16 protein-coding genes are annotated in these 19,602 nt (G+C 57.4%); 13 read left to right on the top strand and 3 right to left on the bottom strand.

Features of this window, described 5'->3' with window-relative positions:
* Nucleotide 1: 1 nt before the first annotated feature.
* From ACCD11_RS10470 to ACCD11_RS10420, 11 genes are all read left to right on the top strand, one after another.
* Entirely contained in the window at nt 2–1,144 is a 1,143-nt protein-coding gene (locus ACCD11_RS10470; RefSeq protein WP_413313806.1) for a hypothetical protein, read from the top strand.
* Nucleotides 1,138–2,244: a glycosyltransferase family 4 protein gene (locus tag ACCD11_RS10465; RefSeq protein ID WP_413313804.1), complete on the top strand. Its 1,107-nt coding sequence runs from the start codon at nt 1,138–1,140 to the stop codon at nt 2,242–2,244. The genes ACCD11_RS10470 and ACCD11_RS10465 overlap by 7 nt, the downstream gene beginning before the upstream one ends.
* A gap of 21 nt (nt 2,245–2,265) precedes the next feature.
* On the top strand, nt 2,266–3,744 hold the full coding sequence (locus tag ACCD11_RS10460; RefSeq protein ID WP_413313803.1) for a hypothetical protein: 1,479 nt from the start codon (nt 2,266–2,268) through the stop codon (nt 3,742–3,744).
* 11 nt (nt 3,745–3,755) lie between these two features.
* Nucleotides 3,756–4,847, top strand: coding sequence for a non-hydrolyzing UDP-N-acetylglucosamine 2-epimerase (gene wecB / locus ACCD11_RS10455; protein ID WP_413313802.1), 1,092 nt, complete (start codon nt 3,756–3,758; stop codon nt 4,845–4,847).
* The gene (locus ACCD11_RS10450; protein ID WP_413313801.1) at nt 4,844–6,061 is read left to right on the top strand and encodes a glycosyltransferase family 4 protein; all 1,218 of its coding nucleotides are present in this window, start codon (nt 4,844–4,846) and stop codon (nt 6,059–6,061) included. The genes wecB and ACCD11_RS10450 overlap by 4 nt, the downstream gene beginning before the upstream one ends.
* Nucleotides 6,062–6,199: 138 nt before the next feature.
* Nucleotides 6,200–7,357: a DegT/DnrJ/EryC1/StrS family aminotransferase gene (locus ACCD11_RS10445; RefSeq protein WP_413313800.1), complete on the top strand. Its 1,158-nt coding sequence runs from the start codon at nt 6,200–6,202 to the stop codon at nt 7,355–7,357.
* Complete coding sequence (locus ACCD11_RS10440) at nt 7,357–7,950, top strand: sugar transferase (RefSeq protein WP_413313841.1); 594 nt, start codon at nt 7,357–7,359, stop codon at nt 7,948–7,950. The genes ACCD11_RS10445 and ACCD11_RS10440 overlap by 1 nt, the downstream gene beginning before the upstream one ends.
* A 72-nt stretch (nt 7,951–8,022) precedes the next feature.
* Nucleotides 8,023–8,391 carry a VanZ family protein gene (locus tag ACCD11_RS10435; RefSeq protein ID WP_413313799.1) on the top strand — a complete coding sequence of 123 codons (369 nt, stop codon included), beginning with the start codon at nt 8,023–8,025 and terminating at the stop codon, nt 8,389–8,391.
* Between the two features lie 240 nt (nt 8,392–8,631).
* A complete protein-coding gene (locus ACCD11_RS10430) occupies nt 8,632–9,066 on the top strand; it encodes a low molecular weight protein-tyrosine-phosphatase (protein ID WP_413313798.1) in 435 nt (144 codons plus the stop codon).
* Nucleotides 9,063–11,321 (top strand): polysaccharide biosynthesis tyrosine autokinase, encoded by a 2,259-nt coding sequence (locus ACCD11_RS10425; protein ID WP_413313797.1) that lies wholly within the window; start codon nt 9,063–9,065, stop codon nt 11,319–11,321. The genes ACCD11_RS10430 and ACCD11_RS10425 overlap by 4 nt, the downstream gene beginning before the upstream one ends.
* Before the next feature lie 197 nt (nt 11,322–11,518).
* Nucleotides 11,519–13,513, top strand: a complete 1,995-nt coding sequence (locus tag ACCD11_RS10420; RefSeq protein ID WP_413313796.1) for a polysaccharide biosynthesis protein — start codon at nt 11,519–11,521, stop codon at nt 13,511–13,513.
* A gap of 60 nt (nt 13,514–13,573) precedes the next feature.
* On the opposite strand, the gene ACCD11_RS10415 is transcribed toward ACCD11_RS10420, so the two are convergent.
* The 3 genes from ACCD11_RS10415 to ACCD11_RS10405 form a co-directional block, all read right to left on the bottom strand.
* Nucleotides 13,574–16,591: a YjbH domain-containing protein gene (locus ACCD11_RS10415; protein WP_413313795.1), complete on the bottom strand. Its 3,018-nt coding sequence runs from the start codon at nt 16,589–16,591 to the stop codon at nt 13,574–13,576.
* Complete coding sequence (locus ACCD11_RS10410) at nt 16,588–17,214, bottom strand: YjbF family lipoprotein (protein ID WP_413313794.1); 627 nt, start codon at nt 17,212–17,214, stop codon at nt 16,588–16,590. Before ACCD11_RS10410 ends, ACCD11_RS10415 begins: the two co-directional genes overlap by 4 nt.
* A 134-nt stretch (nt 17,215–17,348) precedes the next feature.
* Nucleotides 17,349–17,717, bottom strand: coding sequence for a hypothetical protein (locus ACCD11_RS10405; protein WP_413313793.1), 369 nt, complete (start codon nt 17,715–17,717; stop codon nt 17,349–17,351).
* 322 nt (nt 17,718–18,039) lie between these two features.
* Between ACCD11_RS10405 and ACCD11_RS10400 the strand changes: the two genes are divergently transcribed.
* Complete coding sequence (locus ACCD11_RS10400; protein ID WP_413313792.1) at nt 18,040–18,771, top strand: LuxR C-terminal-related transcriptional regulator; 732 nt, start codon at nt 18,040–18,042, stop codon at nt 18,769–18,771.
* A 199-nt stretch (nt 18,772–18,970) separates the two neighbouring features.
* On the top strand, nt 18,971–19,588 hold the full coding sequence (petA, locus tag ACCD11_RS10395; protein WP_007835356.1) for a ubiquinol-cytochrome c reductase iron-sulfur subunit: 618 nt from the start codon (nt 18,971–18,973) through the stop codon (nt 19,586–19,588).
* Nucleotides 19,589–19,602: the final 14 nt, after the last annotated feature.

Genomic DNA, 19,602 nt, shown 5'->3' with positions numbered 1-19,602 from the left:
AATGCATACCTTTTCAGAGGCTATCAATTTGCATGCGGGCCTTCCATTGGGAGGATATATCGGTGATCGACTTTCAGCGAGCGAAAATAATGCTCTTGAAGTTAATGGATTTTCCTTTAACGACTCGGTTACTGGTAATTCCGTCGAAATTTGCTCGATTGATGCGCTTTATGCTGGAGATCTTATCAGCGCAGCTAAGCGAAATGAAGGTGCGCGAATTTTTGCCGCCAGTCATACTCACTACGCACCGATGCTCGATAGCAGCAAGCCAGCTTTAGGAGTTGTCGCAAATGAAGCTATAGATCAATATGCGCGAGCAATCGATATAGCGACACGAAGAGAGGTTGCACCTGATGTGTGTCGAATTTATCGAGCTGAGGTGCCTGTGCCTATATATCGACGATTTGATGTGCCAGATACCGCACTTAACCGCTTGTTGACGAGCCGGGCTGGTATGTATCCAAACTCATCTCAAAATATAGACCGGAAGCTCTACATTTTTGAGTTTGCGCGGGAAGACGCGGCATTATTCACAATGGTGTTGCATGCATGTCATCCGGTATCTAGACATGATCCGATGCTGCTTTCCCCCGACTATATCGGGGCTGTGCGCAATGCCGTCCGCAGGCGATTTTTTTCCGAACCGTGCCTTTTTCTACTGGGGTGCGCAGGCGACATTCGACCAGGGTTGGCGCGCAAACGCATTTCTTGGATGCCGCGGAGTCGTTTTAATTGGCGATTTGAATGGCCCGTTAGGGTTGAAAGCGAAACGGCAGTCGACGATGCCTATACAGCCGCTGTCAACTCGGCCTCACTCTGGAAAACCATACCATTAAAGGAAAACACATTAATGGTTGAAAACCGAAAGTTGTCGCTTACAGCGGTTGGCAATGTTGAAATTCCTCGTTTGTCGGTTGCCGGCATTCTGCATTTTGAATTTGTGCCGTTCGAAGTTTCTCATCATTTCCATTTAGATGCGCAAAAGAAGGACCCAATGAAATTTATCGTGTCGTGCGCCAATCATACTTTGGGTTATCTGCCGCATCCAAATCAGTTTTCGGCGGGCGGCTATGAGGTAGATGGTTCACGAATCTTCATGAGTCTGGCGGAGCGAATTGAGTTTAAAGCGGGCGTGCCATGGTGAGTCGTGTCGCGCATCTAAGTACCGCACATGGCCGTAGAGAAGTGCGTGTCCACCTGAAGGAGTGCAATAGTCTCGCGGCAGCCGGATATGAAGTTCATTACATAGTGGCGGATGGTTTGGGCGATGAACGCGTAGGCGCCGTGCAAGTTCATGACATTGGAGCTTCTCAGGGACGGTTCCAGCGGATGTTAATTCGTCCATGGAAAATGCTCTGGGCTGCAAGAAAATTGCGCGCGAGGCTATATCATTTTCACGATCCTGAGATTTTGCTCATCGCGCTTTTTTTGCTGATTGGAGGAGCTAAAGTAATTTATGACAGTCATGAGGATGTTCCTCGCTCGCTCTTGAGTCGCGCCTGGATTCCCAAATTGACGCGAAGGATTTTGTCTTTTATATTTGAGGCGTTCGAGAATTTCGTGGCGCGCCGAATCTCGGCCGTAGTAGGCGCAACTCCACATATCGCTGCACGCTTCGCGAGGTTGAATAAAAGGGCAGTTGATATTAACAACTACCCTCTGTGTAGTGAAATTGAAAAAATGGTAGACCGAAAAGGAAATGAGCGCACGGTCTGTTATTTGGGCGGCATCGGCCGCGTTCGAGGAATTGAAGAGATGATTCGCGCACTGGAGCACACGGACGCGAAATTAATACTCGCAGGTCCATTTGAGAGTGCAGAAACCGAGCTAGCTATGCGTGCATTGCCCGGCTGGGGCAAGGTCGACTATCGCGGAAAAGTAAGCCGAGCTTCGGTTCGAGAAATTATGGCGGCTTCGTCTGCCGGATTGGTGTTGTTCCATCCAGAGCCAAATCACGTCGATGCTCAACCCAATAAACTGTTTGAGTACATGTCTGCTGGGCTCCCCGTAATAGGTTCAGACTTTCCATTGTGGCGGAATCTTATCAAAGAGAATGATTGTGGTCTGTGTGTAGATCCTCTTAACCCCGCAGAAATCGCCAGCGCCATCAATTCGTTGATTGATGATTCCAAACGCGCAGCGCGTTTGGGTCAAAATGGGCGGCATATTGTTTTAACCAAGTGCAACTGGTCGGTCGAGGAGGGGAAATTATTTAATCTTTATGAGTCTTTGCTCGGAATGTAGGACTTCGAAGCTAAGTTCGTCATGGACTTTAAGAAGATTTTTTTCATCTTTTGCATAGTATTTTTTAACCTTCTTCCTGGCAGCGCGCGCGCTGAGAGTGCCTACGAATGCGGCGGCGCTGTTGAGGAGGCCAGTTGGAGGTTGTGGGATCAGCATGCTAGATCTTTGCTGCGAAATCAATTTTTAGATCGCCGTTTGCTGCAAATGGGTGACAGCTACGCTCTCTACGATATTCAAGTGTATTTTCAGAACTTGGAGGCAATGGCAGAACGCTGTGGTAGGTCAAGTCGTCTTATTGAGTTCGCTGATGATTTGATGGTTGCCTATGATGCACTCGAGGCGTTGAATAACGGTTCAAATGACCGCGTGTGGGTATGCAAGGGTGGTTCAACTTGCAAGGGAAACGGCCGACTGATCGGGAAGGAGGTGCCACTTGTTAGTGCGCAAGGCTTGGGGTTAATGAGCGCTCTAGCTGCTGCTTTGGCAAATTCGAAAGATTTCGGAGCTCGTTCTCATCCGTTTGTCATAAAAACAGCAAGCGTTAGTGCTCAGCATTTGCTCCGCTGGGGAGGGATAAAAGCACGCGAAAGATGGCGGAATTTAATCGATGCGAAGCCAGACGACGTAAAAAATGCAAACTCTGAATTGCTTTTTAGTGATCAGGAGTTGTGGCAAATAGCTATTTATGCAAATTTGGCCAAAATCTATACTGCACGGCCTGCTTTGGAATTTAATTCAGATCGGCATCGTAACGAACAACCGAATGAGTCGATCCAGGTTTTACTTCATTTGTTTAAATCTCGGGTTAGTTTCAAAATTGTTCCTAATTCGAGACTTGGTCGAGTGCGTACGGCGGAAATTGATCGGGGATTTTGGCGCATGTATGGTGATAGTCGCTACGCCGGGTATGAGGGATCGATAAAGCCAATAATCTGTGATCGAGGGGTGAGCAATGGCAAAGCAGAGCTAGTGGTCGATGGGAAGGACGTTCCGATAGTTCCCGATATCGGCTGGGATTTTAGTCATGCACGTAGGTTGGTTCATGTGCTAACCGCATTGCAGGGCAGCCAACTGGCCATGCAGCAAATCTACGGATTGCGCTCAAGCGATTTCCCCGACGCAGATCTTGCTCAAGCATTCGCGGCGCAGCTCGTCGTAAGCATCTGGAATGGCGATAAAGATGCTCCTTTGTTCGCCAACTATTGGAGCGGTGCAAATGGATGGTATCGAGCGACCTATGAGAATGGCTCGAAATCCTGTAGCTCCGGCTATCCGCCGTTTGGTTTGACGGAAGCGTTTGCAACCGGCGGCTACGCGGTCTGGGCAAAATACTACCCGGCAATTGACGAAATCGCACACTCGATTTACATCTTGACGATTGGCAAGAATAATGCAAGTTCTGCGTATATCGAAAATTATTTCAGCGGCATGACATCCAAGGTGAGCAGCGGCAGTCGCATGATCAATCAGTTGATGTTTTGGCCTTCAATGGTTCATTGAAATAATAAATTATGAAAATTGTTACCATCCTAGGTGCCCGTCCTCAATTCATTAAAGCTAGTGTCGTAACTGCTGCTATAGCCGCTGTTAAAAATATGACCGAAGTTGTGGTGCATACCGGTCAACATTTTGACGCCAACATGTCAGATGTTTTTTTTGATGAGCTGGGAATGCCTCCGCCGCAATACCAACTGGATATCCATGGCGGTGGGCATGGCGAGATGACGGGGCGGATGCTTATGGGTATCGAGAAGGTATTATTAGGTGAGCAGCCGGATGTTGTTTTGGTTTACGGAGATACAAATTCCACCCTAGCTGGCGCATTGGCGGCAGCCAAACTAAAAATTCCAGTGGCGCATGTCGAGGCAGGATTGCGCAGCTTCAACATGGAAATGCCTGAAGAAATTAATCGGATCCTTACTGACCGAATATCTCATTGGTTGTTTACGCCGACCGAAATGGCAGCCCGGCATTTAAGGCGTGAAGGCTTTCAAGAAGAACGAATTATTTCGGTCGGTGATGTCATGTTCGATGTTGCTTTACATCACGGTGCGCGAGCGCGATCTGCGGGCGGGCTTTTGGCGAATCTTGGACTGAAACCTGCTTCGTATGTCTTGGCCACTATTCACCGTGCTGAAAATACAGACCATCCTCAACGATTAAATATTATAGTTGATGCATTGGAACGAACTTCCAACTTTATGCCAGTGGTTTGGCCGCTGCACCCTCGAACTCGGGCCATCCTTCAACGGTCGGGACGCCTTAAGGACTCACCGCGAGATTTGCACTTGATCGATCCAGTTAGTTATCTGGGTATGGTGCAATTGGAGAAATACGCATCGGTGATTGCGACGGATTCTGGTGGTGTTCAGAAAGAAGCTTTTTTTTACCAAGTCCCCTGTGTTACTTTGCGAGACGAGACCGAATGGGTGGAATTGATTGACGCAGGTTGGAATCGGCTGGCATCACCTAAGGACGCAATGTCGCTTGCGGCGGTGATTCAAGAGGCGGCAGGTTCAAAGGGCAGTGAAGTTTCGCCATATGGCACGGGGAAGGCGGCGCATGCGATCGTGGCTCGTCTAGAAAGCACAGTTCTGGCATGAATATATTGCTGGTCAATCATTATGCGGGCTCCACGCGACATGGCATGGAGTTTCGACCCTTTTACCTGGCACGCGAGTGGGTACGTGCAGGACATAACGTCCAGATTGTTGCGGCTTCGTATTCACATGTTCGAACAATTCAGCCGAAATTGAATGATGTAGCGCTTAGCGAAAATGTGGAAGGTATTGATTACCATTGGTATAACACGCCAGTCTATAAAGGAAATGGAATAGGCCGGGTAAAAAACATGCTCTCGTTCATGTGGGCGCTGTGGTGCGACGCAAAGCGGTTGGCACTTGAAATTAAGCCTGATGTGGTTATTGCGTCCAGCACCTATCCCATGGATATTTGGCCTGTTCGACGAATCGCCAAATTCAGTGGCGCTAAGCTTGTATATGAGGTACATGACCTATGGCCGCTATCTCCCATGGAGCTAGGCGGGATGTCGCGGTGGCATCCGTTCATCGTCTGGGTGCAGATGGCGGAAGACTACGCCTACCGTTGTGCGGACAAAGTGATTTCTATTTTGCCGAAAACCAAGGAATACATGTGTGCCCGAGGTATGGCGCCAGAGAAATTTGCATATGTACCTAATGGAGTAGACGAGGAAGAATGGGCCGAACCTATCGATATGCCTGAGGACGCAAAGGATTGTCTTAGGATATTGAGGAATAAAAATCTGCCTTTGGTTGGCTACGCCGGAACACACGGTTTGGCCAATGCTTTAGATGTGCTTTTAGACGCTTCCACCCACTTGAAAGGAAGGGCCGAGTTGGTGTTGGTGGGCAACGGACCTGAGCGAAATGCGCTGCTTCAGCGGGTCGCAAGCGAAGGGTTGTCCAATGTCACAATGCTGCCAGCAATCCCAAAAAAATCGATACCAAGATTTCTTGATGCTATAGATATTGCATATATCGGCTGGCACCCCAATCCTCTTTATCGTTTTGGCATATCACCAAACAAACTCATGGACTATATGATGGCCGGAAAACCCATTGTTCATTCCGTGAGTGCTGGTAACGACCCTGTGGCCGATGCGGCGTGTGGGTTTACTGTCCCGCCATCTGATCCGAGAGCGATTGCCGAGGCCGTATTGAAGATGGTGGAAATGCCGAAGGAAGAGCGGGATTTTTTGGGATCAAAAGGCCGCGAGTTTATTCTTGGCAAGCGGATTTACTCTGTTTTGGCTAAGCAATTTTTGGAGCAAATTTAAAATTCAAATATTGGATATTTCCTTGAATTGAAAGCGTGGTCTGTATCTATTCTCGTGCTCCAATTCATTGTGAATGGAATGAATTTTTTGCAGGCTTTGGATTGTGTAAATTATTCCTGTTGGAATCGCTAATTTAAAATGACTAATCACAATTTTTTGCAGTTTGCACTTCCAGAGATTGGCGAAGAAGAAATCGCTGAAGTTGTCTCCGCTTTGCGTTCAGGCTGGGTTACCACCGGACCGAAAACGAAGCAATTCGAAGCCGACTTTGCCGAGTTTCTTGGAGGCCGTGTAGAGGCGATCGCCGTCAACTCCGCAACCGCAGGACTTCACCTTGGGCTTGAAGCGCTTGGCGTTGGTCCCGGTGACGAGGTCATCACGACCACCCACACGTTTACTGCAACGGCCGAGGTCATCCGCTATCTGGGCGCTGATCCGGTGTTTGTCGATATCGATGCAAACACTCTTTGTATCGACGTGGATGCTGTCGCGGCGGCTATCACGCCTCGTACAAAGGCCATCATCCCTGTCCACTTTGGCGGCCGAGCTGCAGATATGGGGCGCCTTCTTGAGCTGGCGCGAAAGCACAATCTGCGGGTGATGGAAGATGCGGCGCACTCTTTGCCGACGACTAGCAATGGCAAGATGATAGGAACGTTGGACAGCGACGTGACGGTCTTTAGCTTTTATGCCAACAAGACCATCACCACTGGAGAGGGGGGCATGTTGGTCACGCGGGATCCTGCAGTCGCTAACCGAGCTCGCGTGATGCGACTGCATGGCATCAATCGGGATGCCTTCGACCGCTTTACCTCGAAGGCCCCGAGTTGGTACTACGAGGTTGTTGCACCCGGCTTCAAGTACAACATGACGGATATTGCGGCCTCTCTGGGTATACATCAGCTGAGGAGAGCCCAAGCTTTCCAGCAGAAGCGAACTCGGATAGCCACACTCTACGACGCGGGACTAGCGGAGATGCCGATCATTCGCCCGCCTCATGCAGCGCCGGGCGATATTCACTCTTGGCATCTTTACGTTATTCAATTGGATGAAACCGTCGAGGTTTCGCGTGATCAGGTCATCGAGCGACTATTCGAGCAAGGGATTGGTTGCAGTGTTCACTACATTCCTCTGCATCTACAACCCTACTGGCGTGACACATACAAGCTGACGCCGGCGATGTTCCCAGTGAGCCAGCGCGTCTACGAGAGAACGTTGACTCTGCCGCTCTATACGCGCATGAGCGAGTCCGATGTCGCGCGCGTGGTTGCGGCCGTGCAACGGGCGATACGGTGATTGCAAAGCGCTGGTTCGATGTGGTTGCGAGTGGGCTTGGACTGCTGGTGCTGGCGCCTTTTTTTCTGGGCGTTGCGGTTTCGATCAAGCTGGGCTCGGCAGGCCCAGTCTTTTTCAGGCAGGAACGAGTGGGACGCCATGGGCGAACGTTCCGTATTCACAAATTCCGGACCATGGTGGCAGAGGCGCCGCGGCGTGGATTGGAAATTACTGTTGGCACGGACGCTCGCGTGACGCGCGTCGGCCAAGTGCTGCGAAAGTACAAGCTGGATGAGCTTGCGCAGTTGATCGACGTGTTCCTCGGAGATATGAGCTTGGTAGGCCCTCGTCCTGAAGTGCCGCGCTACGTCTCCTGCTATCCGGCCGATGCCCGCGAGATTGTTCTGTCTGTAAAGCCGGGCATCACAGACTGGGCATCGATTGAGTACAAGGACGAAAGCGAGATTCTCGGCAGGGCTGTTGACCCGGAGGCTGCGTACATAAATGAGGTGCTTCCCGTCAAGATTCGCTACTACATTGACTATGCAAAAAACAGAACTTTCTGGGGCGATGTGCGGATTATTTTTGCGACGCTTGTCGCCGTGGTGCGCTAGCCGTTTCGGAGTCAAGGGTGAAGCCGAGTTCACTTCTTCGCGCACCCACGATCTACTTCTGCAAGCGGATACATGAAGCGGCCTGCGCTGCCGCTGCGATTTCCAGCCCCAGGAGCCGGCGTATGGCGCGGATTGTTTGCAGTTATCTTGTTGGCTGTGCTCGTGCTGAGTTTGCTGCCTGCTTCGGTGCCGTTACCCACAACGGGCTGGGACAAGAGCAACCACCTTCTGGCTTTCGCGGTGTTGGGATGGCTGGGTCGCTGGTCCTGGCCTTGTCGTACCCCGACGGTCCTAGGGGGCCTACTTCTCTATGGCGCATTTATCGAACTGCTGCAGTCGCTCACACCGGATCGTGTGGCGGAGCTCGCGGATCTAGTGGCCGATGTGTTCGGATTGATTCTCGGAATGGCTCTGAGTCTGTTCATCGTCGCAAGGCGCTGATGCGGATTGGCCTGCTTGGGCCGACCGTGAATGGCAAACCTGCGTCGATTTCGGGCCGCCTAAATTTGGGCTGTGCTACTCGTTTTTCGCGTGCCCCGTGTGAGTCGCAAGTGGTTGGGGCTTGTTGGCGAACTGGCAACTAAAATGCCGTCTGAATGAGGGAGTTTTTCTGATTGTGATTTATCGTCTTTTGCGGCCGCAGCTGGTACATACGGCGAACCTGAAGTATCGGCTTGCGCCATGAAGTCAGTCTTGGTCGTATGTATCGGCAACATCTGCCGCAGCCCGATGGGAGAGGCCTTGATCGCCGCTGCCTTGCCGCAGCTCGAGGTAGCTTCGGCTGGCGTTGGTGCGCTGGTGGGGCAGCCGGCTGATCCCATTGCGCGTCAACTCATGGCCGAGCGCGGGCTCGACATCGAGGCCCACCGCGCGCGCCAACTGACCAATCTGATGTGCCAGCAGGCCGATCTGATCCTTGTCATGGATGAAGAGCAGCGGCTGCAAATCAACCAACGTTACCCGCTCACGCGCGGCAAATTGTTCCGTCTGGGTGAGGTTGCGCGCGTCGACATCCCCGACCCCTATCGCCTGGGCCGACTGGCCTTCGAGCAAGCCCTGCAACTCATCGATGCCGGCGCCAGTGCGTGGGTCGAACGCATTAGAAAACTCTCATGACTTCCCTTGCTTCCCCATCTGCCTCGTCGGTTGCCGTTGCCGGGCCTCTGCGCGACGACGACGACGATGTAATTCACCTGTCCGAATACCTGGACATTCTCATCGACCGCAAATGGTTGGTGGCGAGCATCACGTTCGTCGCCGTCGCGCTGGGGGTCGCTTACGCGTTGCTGGCAACGCCCATTTATCAGTCCAATCTGCTGGTCCAGGTCGAAGACTCTGCGCCCGACGCGAAGAGCTTTCTGGGAGATACCGGGGCACTGTTCGATGTAAAGACACCAGCCATTGGCGAAATTCAGATCATCCGGTCGCGAATGATCATGGGCGGCGCGATCGAGGCAACGCGCTTGTACATCGATGCGCAGCCGCGCTATACGCCGCTGATCGGCGAGTGGCTCGCCCGCCGTGCCAAGGAGCTGTCGGAGCCGGGTTTTCTGGGGGTGAGCGGTTATGTCTCGGGCACGGAGGCGATCAACATCGCCAAGTTTGATGTTCCCTCAAAATTTGAAGACCAGAAGCCTTTCACCGTCACCGCGCAAGCCGATGGCCAGTACACACTTGCGCACCCTGATCTGGCCGAACCGCTGACCGGCACGGTCGGCAAGTTGCTGAGTCAGCAGGTGTCCGGCGGCGCGATAGTGCTCATTGTCTCGCAACTCGACGGCAAGCCTGGCGCGCAGTTTGTCGTTTCTCGCGCTTCCGTGCTTGCCACGACCGAGGATCTGCAAAAGCGAGTGCAGCTCAGCGAGCAGGGCAAGCAGTCGAACGTAATCAGCGTGACCTTGGAAGACAGCGATCGCGATCGCTTGCGTCGCATCCTTGATGCAATCGGCGCGCAGTACGTGCATCAAAACGTCGAACGCAAGGCAGCCGAGGCAGAGAAGACGCTCGAATTTCTCGATCGGCAGTTGCCCGAGTTCAAGAAGCAGCTCGAAGGCTCTGAAGATGCGTACGCAAATTTCCGGAACAAGAACGGAACCGTTGCCTTCGATGAGGAAGCCAAGGCAATCTTGAGCCAGGCGGTGCAGCTGGAGACCAAGAAGCTCGAGTCAGAGCAGTTGCGACGCGAACTGCTCTCGCGCTTCACTGAGACGAACCCCAAGGTGCGCGTGATCGACGGGCAAATCGCTGCCTTCCGCCATGAACTCGATGGCATCGACCGTCGCGTGAGCGCCATGCCGGTTCAGCAGCGGGACGCATTGCGGCTGGAGCGAGACGTTCGCGTCAACGGCGAGCTCTACAAATCGCTGCTCAACAGCTCGCTGCAGTTGCGCCTCGTCAAGGAAGGCAAGGTCGGCAACGTGCGCTTGCTCGACAAGGCCACCGAGCCCAAGAGGCCCGTGAAGCCACAGAAGCAGTTGGTTGTGGCGTTGTCACTGGTGCTGGGGTTGTTGGCAGGCATCTCGCTGGCCATCCTGCGCAGCAAAATGGCCAACGGCATTCGGAATCCTCAAGAGATCGAAGATCGTCTCGGATTGAACGTCTATTCCGTTGTCCCTCTTGCCGTCGAACAGGAGAAGATTCTCCAGCGCATTGCCGGTGGTGCCGGCGGTGTTCAATTGCTGGCCATCACCGAGCCGGGAAGTGTCGCCATAGAGAGCTTGCGCAACCTGCGCATCTCCCTACAGCTGACCTTGATGGAATCCGGGAACAACCGGGTGCTCATCACTGGTGCGACGCCGGGCGTGGGCAAGAGCTTTGTTTCCGGCAACTTCGCAGTGATCATGGCGCAGGCCGGCAAACGCGTGCTGCTGATCGATGCCGACTTGCGCAAGGGGCACATTCAGAAAGCCTTCGGCCTTCCACGGCAGGGCGGCCTCGCCGATGTATTGGTGGGAGACCTGACCACGGAGCAGGCGATCCATGCCCAGGTTGTACCTAACCTCGATGTTCTTACGACCGGTAACTACCCAGTTAACCCGGCGAACATGATGTTGTCGTCCAGGCTGGGCGACTTGCTGAATGCCATGTCTGCCCAGTACGACCTGGTGGTGATCGACAGCCCACCGGTGTTGGTTGCGGCTGATGCCGCGGCAGTGGCTGCACATACCGGGGCCATCCTGCTGGTTGCTCGCGACGGCCTCACGCAACTTGGTGAACTCAACGAGAGCGTCAAGCGCCTGGCGCACGCGGGGCAGCAGGTTAACGGCGTGGTCTTCAATGGCATGGACCTCTCGCGCAGGCACTACGGAAGCTACGGCTACAAGTACGGTGGCTACCGCTATACCGAGTACAAGTACAAGGAAGCGGCTTGAGTTTGCAGCTTGTACTGAGCATGGCTTCGGTTCGAAGAAAGGGAAATCTTCTTCAGTACCACGTCACCTGCCTCGACACAAACAATACACAAACTCACATCTGACCGTGGCGGAATACCCAGAACAGGGGGTGTGCCCTGGTATTTCTTCACAGAAAATGAAGAAATGAAACAACGCTTCCGGCGGGTGGAACTCAGGTGATCAATCGTTTGGCTGCCCCGCTGCTTGCGCTGCCACGTCCTGCCAAACGCTTGCTGGCATTGGCCGTGGATGCGGTTTTGTGCTTGCTGTGCGTTTGGCTCGCATTCAGTTTTCGGTATGAGCAATGGGTAACCCTGCGCGGGGTGCAATGGTCCGCGCCGGTCATGGCCGTGGTCTTGGCGCTGCCGCTCTTTGTGGTCTTCGGCTTGTACCGGGCGATCTTTCGCTATGCCGGCAGCGCTGCATTGATGGCGATCGTGCGGGCCTGCACTGTGTTCGGCCTCGGCTATGCACTGATGTTCTCCGTGGTCGGCGTGAAGGGCGTGCCGCGCACGGTGGGCATTCTGGCGCCGCTGTTGCTCTTCCTCGCGATTGCGGGTTGCCGCATGTTTGCGCGTTATTGGTTGGGCGGCCTGTACATGAGCGCGCTTCATCGCAAAGCCCTTCCGCAAGTGGTGATCTACGGTGCCGGCGGCGCCGGTCTACAGCTGGCCGCGGCATTGGCACAAAGCCGCGAAATGATGCTTTGCGCTTTTGTGGACGATGCGGCCCACCTTCAAGGCAACACGCTCAATGGCGTGCGAATTCACTCGGTTGAATGGTTGGAGCAGAACGCCACCAAGCAGGGTATTACCGATGTGCTGCTGGCCATGCCTTCGGCCAGCCATCTGCGTCGTGTTGAAATTTTGAATCGGCTCTTGCCGCTGCGTCTGCATGTGCGCACGTTGCCGGCCCTGGCCGATCTGGCCAACGGCAGGGTGCAAGTCAATGACCTGCTCGAGGTGGATATCGAAGATCTGCTGGGCCGCGATCCGGTGGCACCGGTGGCCGACTTGCTGCACAAGCACATTCGCAGCCAGGTGGTCTTGGTTACCGGGGCTGGTGGCTCCATCGGCAGCGAGCTTTGCCGGCAGATCGTGCAGCTTTCGCCATCGGTCCTGCTGCTGGTGGACTTGAGCGAATACGCGCTCTATGCCGTTCACCAGGAGCTCGAGGAGCTTGCACCTGAAGTGCGCGTCATCCCGCTCCTGGCCTCGGTGTGCGATGCCCGCCGGCTGCGCGAGATCATGCATGCGTGGCGCCCTGACACGGTCTATCACGCGGCCGCCTACAAGCACGTGCCCCTCGTCGAACACAACCCGATCGAAGGCGTGCGCAACAACGCGATCGGCACGCTCACTGCGGCGCGAGTGGCAATGGAGTGCAAGGTCCGGCGCTTCGTGCTGGTCAGCACGGACAAGGCCGTTCGGCCGACCAACATCATGGGGGCCAGCAAGCGGTTGGCTGAAATGGCGTTGCAAGGGTTGGCGCAGCAGAGTACCGACACCTGTTTCTCGATGGTCCGTTTCGGCAATGTGCTCGGTTCCAGTGGTTCGGTGGTGCCACTGTTTCGGCGCCAGATTGAAGCCGGTGGGCCAATCACGCTCACGCATGCCGACATCACGCGCTATTTCATGACGATTCCCGAGGCCGCCCAGCTGGTGATCCAGGCGGGCGCAATGGCCTGGGGCGGCGACGTTTTCGTGCTCGACATGGGTAACCCGGTGCGCATCATCGATCTGGCGCGTCGGCTGGTGGAACTCTCGGGGCGCACCGTGCGCGACGAGGCAACGCCCGAAGGCGACATCGAGCTGTACATCACCGGCTTGCGCCCCGGCGAGAAGCTGTACGAAGAGCTGCTGATCGGCAACAACGCCATGCCCACGGCTCATCCGCGCGTGATGAAGGCGCACGAAAATTGCCCACCTTGGGAAGAGCTTTGGCGCCAGTTCGATGTGCTGAACGCAACGCTTGAAAGCAGCGACGTTCCAGCCTTGAAGGCTGCGCTGAAGCAGATGCTGTCCGGCTATCAGCCGCACCTGGAAGTGGTCGACTGGGTGCACATGGAGCGGCATCGTGTGCGGCCCGCGAGCCAGCCACTTGCCATCGAGCATCATCATCGCCCCGACGATGGTGGCAAGCCCGCATCCCCGATCGCGATAGCCGCCTGACTTTCTTCTCTGCTCGCCAAGTGCGAGATTCGATAGCCAGGCTTCTCTCGCAAGCCGCGGTTATTGAGCCGGTCCGAAATCCAGAATGTTGTCCCCCGCCTTGGGCTTGTTGTCGTCCGGCGGCGAGAAGCTGAACGCCCTCGGGTCCCGCGAGGTCGTCATTTCGTAGAGCGGGTTGATTCGTCCCAGCTTTGCGCCACCGTCCCGCACCAGGGGAGCCCAGGTGAAGTTTGCGGAGAACTTGCTGGACCGCGGCAGCAGCGCGTCGAATGGCAGCGAAATGTAGATGCCCTTGTCGAAGCTGCCTTCGCCGAACCGCGCCGCCGACACATTGGTCTTGGTGGCATAGGCGCCGATCGTCACGCCGTTGTCGAAGCGGCGGCTGATGTCGATGGACACGCCGCGATCGCCGGCCAGGTACTGGCCCACGCTGACCCTGGCTTGCACGCCGTTCCAGCCGGTGTCCCAGTACAGGGTGGCATGGCCGGTGTTGACCTTGTAGTCGCGCAGGCCGAAGTCCTGCGCAAAGTCGCGCTGCCGCACATGGTTGATGTCGACGCCCAGGGCAAACTTGCTGCGCCACGGCCGGTACAGCCATTCGGCGCCGACGCCCGCGAACATGGGTTCGAGCGCACCGCCATACACGCTGTAGTACTGGTCTTCGTTCAAGCGGCCCACGTGGGTCAGCTGAAGCACCGGCATGGTCAAGCGCTTCGACGTGACGTACTCGCGCTGGAAGGTTCGCACGCGCGGCAGGTTGCTGGGCGCGGTGTAGGTGAACTTGTCGAAGTTGTCCACCAGTCGCCAGTTCAGCGCGGCATTCACCCAGGTGCTCCGCGTAAAGCGGTACTCGGCCGTTGCCTGGACACCGAGCTGGTAGAGCACGAAAGCATCGGGCCCGCCCAGGATCTGCGAGAAGCTGGGGGTCAACCCGAAGAAGAATTTCTGGGGACGATGCTCCCAGGCAGCCATCGCGGGTTCGGTGGGCTGCAAGGTGTTCGTTGCCGCGGTTGTGGCCGCGTTCTTCGACGGAAACTCGAGGAGCCGGTCTTCGCTGTTGTCCTGCGGCGGTGCGTACTCGCGTTGGCTGACGGCCCGTTTCTCGGCGGGCGTTTGTGCCCGGTAGTGCGCCGTCACCCATTCGGCCCTGTCCACAACCTGTGCGTGCATGGCCAGGCCGCGTTCGTTGTAGTGCAGGATGAACGTCTTTGCCGACGCCGGTGCATCGCGATGCAGCACGGCAATGATCTGCTGCACGCGCGCTTCGCGATAGACGGTGTTGCTCTCGGTGATCCAGACGTGCAGGCCGCTGCCTTGCGGCGCGATGCGCTGGACCGTCCATTCGGTACGGGACTCGATCTCGGCAGCCGTGGATGCCCACCCGGGTGGATTCGCGGGTGCTTCCGGCGTAAAGCGTGGCTGGGGCGGATCGGCGACCTTGCTGGATCGCATCGATGCGACGTTGGTCGACAAGGTAATGCCAACCATCACCTTGTTGCCGCGCTCGAAGCCGGCACTGAAGGCCACGTTCGGCGAGTAGCGGTACTCGAGGCCGATGTTGAAGGGGGAGCGTTGCCGCTGGTTGTTGTTCTGCGGCTCGTGCTGGTAGTCGTTGCCTTCGTACTCGAGCTTGACGGTCAGCGGCTCCCAGGGCGTGCGCCACGCCACGCCGCCGAACAGGGCCGCAGGGCCGCGGAAGTAGGAGCCGAAGTTCGCCTCGCCACCTGTCGATGATGAACGACCGGGGCGCGTTCTGAATCGGCTGCTCAGCGCGATCAGCGGGTTGCGGATGTTGCCGCTGCTGCCCAGGTATCCCCAGCCGATGCCAAGGCTGAAATCCAGGTCGCCGTGGCGCTTGTTGGCAACCAGGTATTCGGAAGAAAACAGGCCTGTACCACCGAGATCTCGAAAACCCAGCGCTAGCTCGGGCACGTATGCAGATTCGCGAAGAAGTCGCACCTTCATGTCGATGCTCTTGTCTTTATAGCTCTGGCCAGTAGTGCTGACGGCGTACGCCCGATCGTTGACGGATGTATAGCGGAAGCCGCCTTCCAACCAGTCGAGCGGTTGGAACATGAAATTGAGCCGTGTATATGGCGCAACGTTGGTCAGGGAGGTCCGGAAGTCGCCGGCCTGGCCCATTCGGGCTGTGGGCGTCTGCAGCAAGCCGGTTTCGCCCCAGTCGTTGCCGCTGGCGCGGTAGGGCTGGTATTGCGGAACGGGCTGCGGGCGCACGGATGCCGTGGTTGAAGGGGCTGCCGCAGCCTGCGGATCCATCCGCGCGGGCGATGCCGCCGCGAGGGTGTCATTGCCTTGTGGCGCAGGTCCCTGCGTTGCCAGGAACTTGATGATTCCCTCGGATGCGGCGACCAGGTCGGCCATGTCGCGCGGCGCGGCCCAGATCCACGCGCCCGGGGCCGGCTCATCGGAGGGTTGGCTGTTCCATGGCGCAACGCCCACGCGAGCGGTGCGGCCGTCGGGCTGGGCAACCCATGCCCAGTCGTAGGAGCCCACGGGTTCGCATGCCGTGACGTAGTCCCATGCGGACCGGCCGGCTTCGTGCGCCACGTGGCAAAGCTCGCCGTTCGGTCGGACGATGGCAACGGTCTTCAGGTCGGCCGGCGGCGCGACGAGTTGCTGGCCGGCGCTCAGGACCGGGTCTTCTTCCGGATGGGCCTGCAGCCATCGCGGGTCGACCACGCCGAGCGCCACCCGGCCGGTGACTGGCATTTGCTGCAGCCAGGTGATCAGCTTCAGCCGCTCGACCTGATCGGCCCGCGCCGCGAGCCGGTTCGCTGCTTCGATGCGAACCAGCAAGGTGTTCTTGAGGAATTGCTGCGCGAGTCGCTCCTGCGGGACCCGCCATGCAAGGCCGGGCGCAGCGGCACCCTCGGGCTGGCGCAGTAGCCAGGTGCTCAGGCGTTCGCCGGGGCGCACGTCGGCATCGCTGGCCGGCGCGTTGGCTGCGGTCTTGTCCCAAGTCTGTGCCAGCGCACTGAAATTCGCCGCCAACGCGCAGGCGACGGCCACGTGACGAGGCCAGTGGTGTTTGCTGCGCGTGCGAATCGGGGCTCTCATGTCCCGGCGCCCGCCGGAGAGCCGGCTGCTGGCGCGGGAGGTGTCCACCGCTCGAAGCTCATGCAGAAGTCGTTGGAAATGCATTGCTCCGAGTACACGACTTGAGGCGTACCTGAAAGAAGCGAGACGGCAAAGCGCGCGTTCGGCAGCGAAGAATTTGCGGGCAACGACACGCTGCGCTCTTCATACCATTGCAAGGAGTTGGCGGCAGTCCCGGAGAGGGCGCTGTCGCCGGGCGGTGCGATCGGTGTACGAACGACTTCATCGCGAATGCCGAAGCGATAGCCCGGCATGAGATCCCGCTCGCGCCTGTACCGCTGCTCTTGCGCAGCAGAAGTGCCCGGGTCGGCTTGCCATGAAGGAAGTGAAGAGAAGCGCACGGTGCGCCAGTCGATGCTGAGGCCGGTGGTTCCTGCCAAGTGGCCGTTCAGGAGCTTGACGACCTCACCGGAGCTGCTGTACCAGACTTCCACCGGCCCTTCGGCGCGCCTGTCGACATAGCCGAGGACCATGAAAATGGTTCGGCCGTCAATGACGGTTTTCAGGTAGCGGTAGTTGGGATTGAAGTTGGGTTGCGCCGATTCGGGTGCTCCTCGATAGAGGAGGCGAGCCGTATCCAGCATGGCAGAAGATCCGGAGGAGCAACCGCCAACGCCCAAACAAAACGTTGCCCAAAGGCAACGTTTCAAGAATCGCGTGGCGGAACCTACGCGCGGACTTTTCAGCGAATGCCCTCCCAAGGGGAGGGCACGCAGCATTAACGCGTGCCGGTGGTACCAGTGGTGCCGGTGCCTGTCGTGCCGCCAGGGCCAATGCCGAAGCCGCCGCCAGAATTGCCACCGTTGCTGCTGCCCAGGGCGGCAGCGAGCGCCACGCCGGCGGCAACGCCACCCACCACTTGGGGGCTGACTCGTCCGACTGCGGCATTGGTGGCGCCACCAGCGCCGGCCGCGCCCTGGATAATCTGTGCTCTATCGCTCGCACCGGGGGTTTGAGCAAAAGCAGAAGAAGTTGCCAGAACGGCCAAGGCCATGGCCGTTGAGAGCTTGAAAATCGTCATGCTGATCCCTTGAAATTCGGTGTTTATCGCAAAGAGGTTAACAGCATCATAAATGTGCCGCAACAAATTCCCCCGCCTGCTACAGCGGGGGACGGACGCAGTCGTGACTTTCGCCCGGGCGTGTTTCGCGGTGCTACGTAACGCATTCGATGCGCCGGACGTAACGGCGATGGCGCGACAAGCAGGCTGCTGCCGGTCGCCGCTTGAAATTCACATTGGCAGCATCGCATTCCTCAATGAAATCAAGGCATTCGACGTGGCGGAGGTATTTGCAACTCAAAGTGCTCTGCGTAGGCATTGTTCCTGCAGTGTCTGAAACGAAAGTGAGCATTTCTAGTTCGGAGCTGTCGCCATGAGTGTTGCTTGTCATCCGTTGTCTTCACAGTCGATGCTGGAGCTCGAAGCGCCCAGGAATTCCTACGGCGGCACTTTTCGCAGTGCCTTGATCGTTGAGGAAGACATCGCCATGGCCGAGCGCATGCGGCGCATCCTGGGCGGACTTGCGCCAGGTCGGCGCGTGGTGGTCGCGTCCACTCAGGCGGAAGCCCGCAACCTGCTGGCAGCGCTGCCCTATGACCTGATGCTGGTCGACATGAATCTGCCGGCCCGCGACGGGGTGTCGTTGATTCAACATGCCCGCCAGTCCTATCCCTGGATCGAGAGTGTCGCCATGTCGGCGGCCGACGACCGCGAACTGGTGGATGCCGCCATTGCCGCGGGAGCCGTGGGCTACTTGCTGACGGAGGCAGACGACGCCGAACTGGCCTTTCAGCTGCGCTCGATCGAACGTGGCGGTGCACCGATGGACTCGCGCGTCGCGCGCCGTCTCCTGGGCACGATCGCGGCATCGGCCAGGACGAAGGGCATTGCTCCATTCGCGGCCATTTCGCCTCCGCAACCGCGGCCCCGGCCGCAGCCGGCGTCCGGTTTGTTGTCGCCGCGCGAACTCAACGTGCTGCGGTTGATCGCGCAAGGGTGGAGCAACCGGCAGATCGCAGAGTCGGTCTTCCTGTCGGTCAACACGGTCGAGTTTCATGCCAAGAGCATCTACCGCAAGCTCTCGGTGAAATCCCGGACCCAGGCGGTTCACGAGGCGACGCAGCACGGCCTTCTGAACTGAGGCCGGTGCGCTCGTGCCGCCTGCTTGCGGGCGGCGGCCGGTCCACGCCATGGCGCGCAATGCCCGGTCGCGCGCCTGTACGCCGCTTCCGCGGGTTGGGGCCCGTTGAAAATCCATCCGGCGCCCCGCTACAATCCTTGGTTGACCTTGCTACGGTTAAGGTTGGCCCTGCTCCAGCGAAGAAGACAAGAGGATCCCCATGAGTGACATGACCTCCGGCTCGCCCCGGATCGACACAAGCAAGCGGACGTGGTTGATCGCATCCAGCTGTGCCGGCGTAGCGGGCGGCGTGGCCACCGCCATTCCCTTTGTGAGCACTTTCCAGCCTTCCGAGAAGGCCAAGGCTGCGGGTGCTGCGGTCGAGGTCGATATCTCGACACTCAAGGTCGGCGAGAAAATGACCGTCGAATGGCGGGGCAAGCCGGTCTGGATCCTCAAGCGCACCCCCGCGCAGGTCGCGGAACTCCCCAAGCTGGATGGCCAGCTGGCCGATCCCCTCTCCAAGCGCCACCCCGACGAATTCACCCCCAAGTACGCGCAGAACGAGCACCGCTCGATCAAGCCCGAAGTGCTGGTCGTGGTCGGCATCTGCACCCACCTGGGCTGCTCGCCGAGCGACCGCTTCCAGGCCGGCCCGCAGCCCTCGCTGCCCGCCGACTGGGAAGGCGGCTTCCTCTGCCCCTGCCACGGTTCCACGTTCGACCTGGCCGGCCGGGTCTTCAAGAACAAGCCTGCGCCCGACAACCTGCCGGTGCCGCCGCACATGTACCTGTCGGACACCAAGCTCCTGATCGGTGAAGACTCCAAGAAGGCCTGAGGCGGAACAAGAAC

Origin of the sequence: Variovorax sp. Varisp36, assembly GCF_047304235.1 — a bacterium.
GTDB lineage: Bacteria > Pseudomonadota > Gammaproteobacteria > Burkholderiales > Burkholderiaceae_C > Variovorax.
This window is presented reverse-complemented; position numbering and strand designations above follow the sequence as displayed.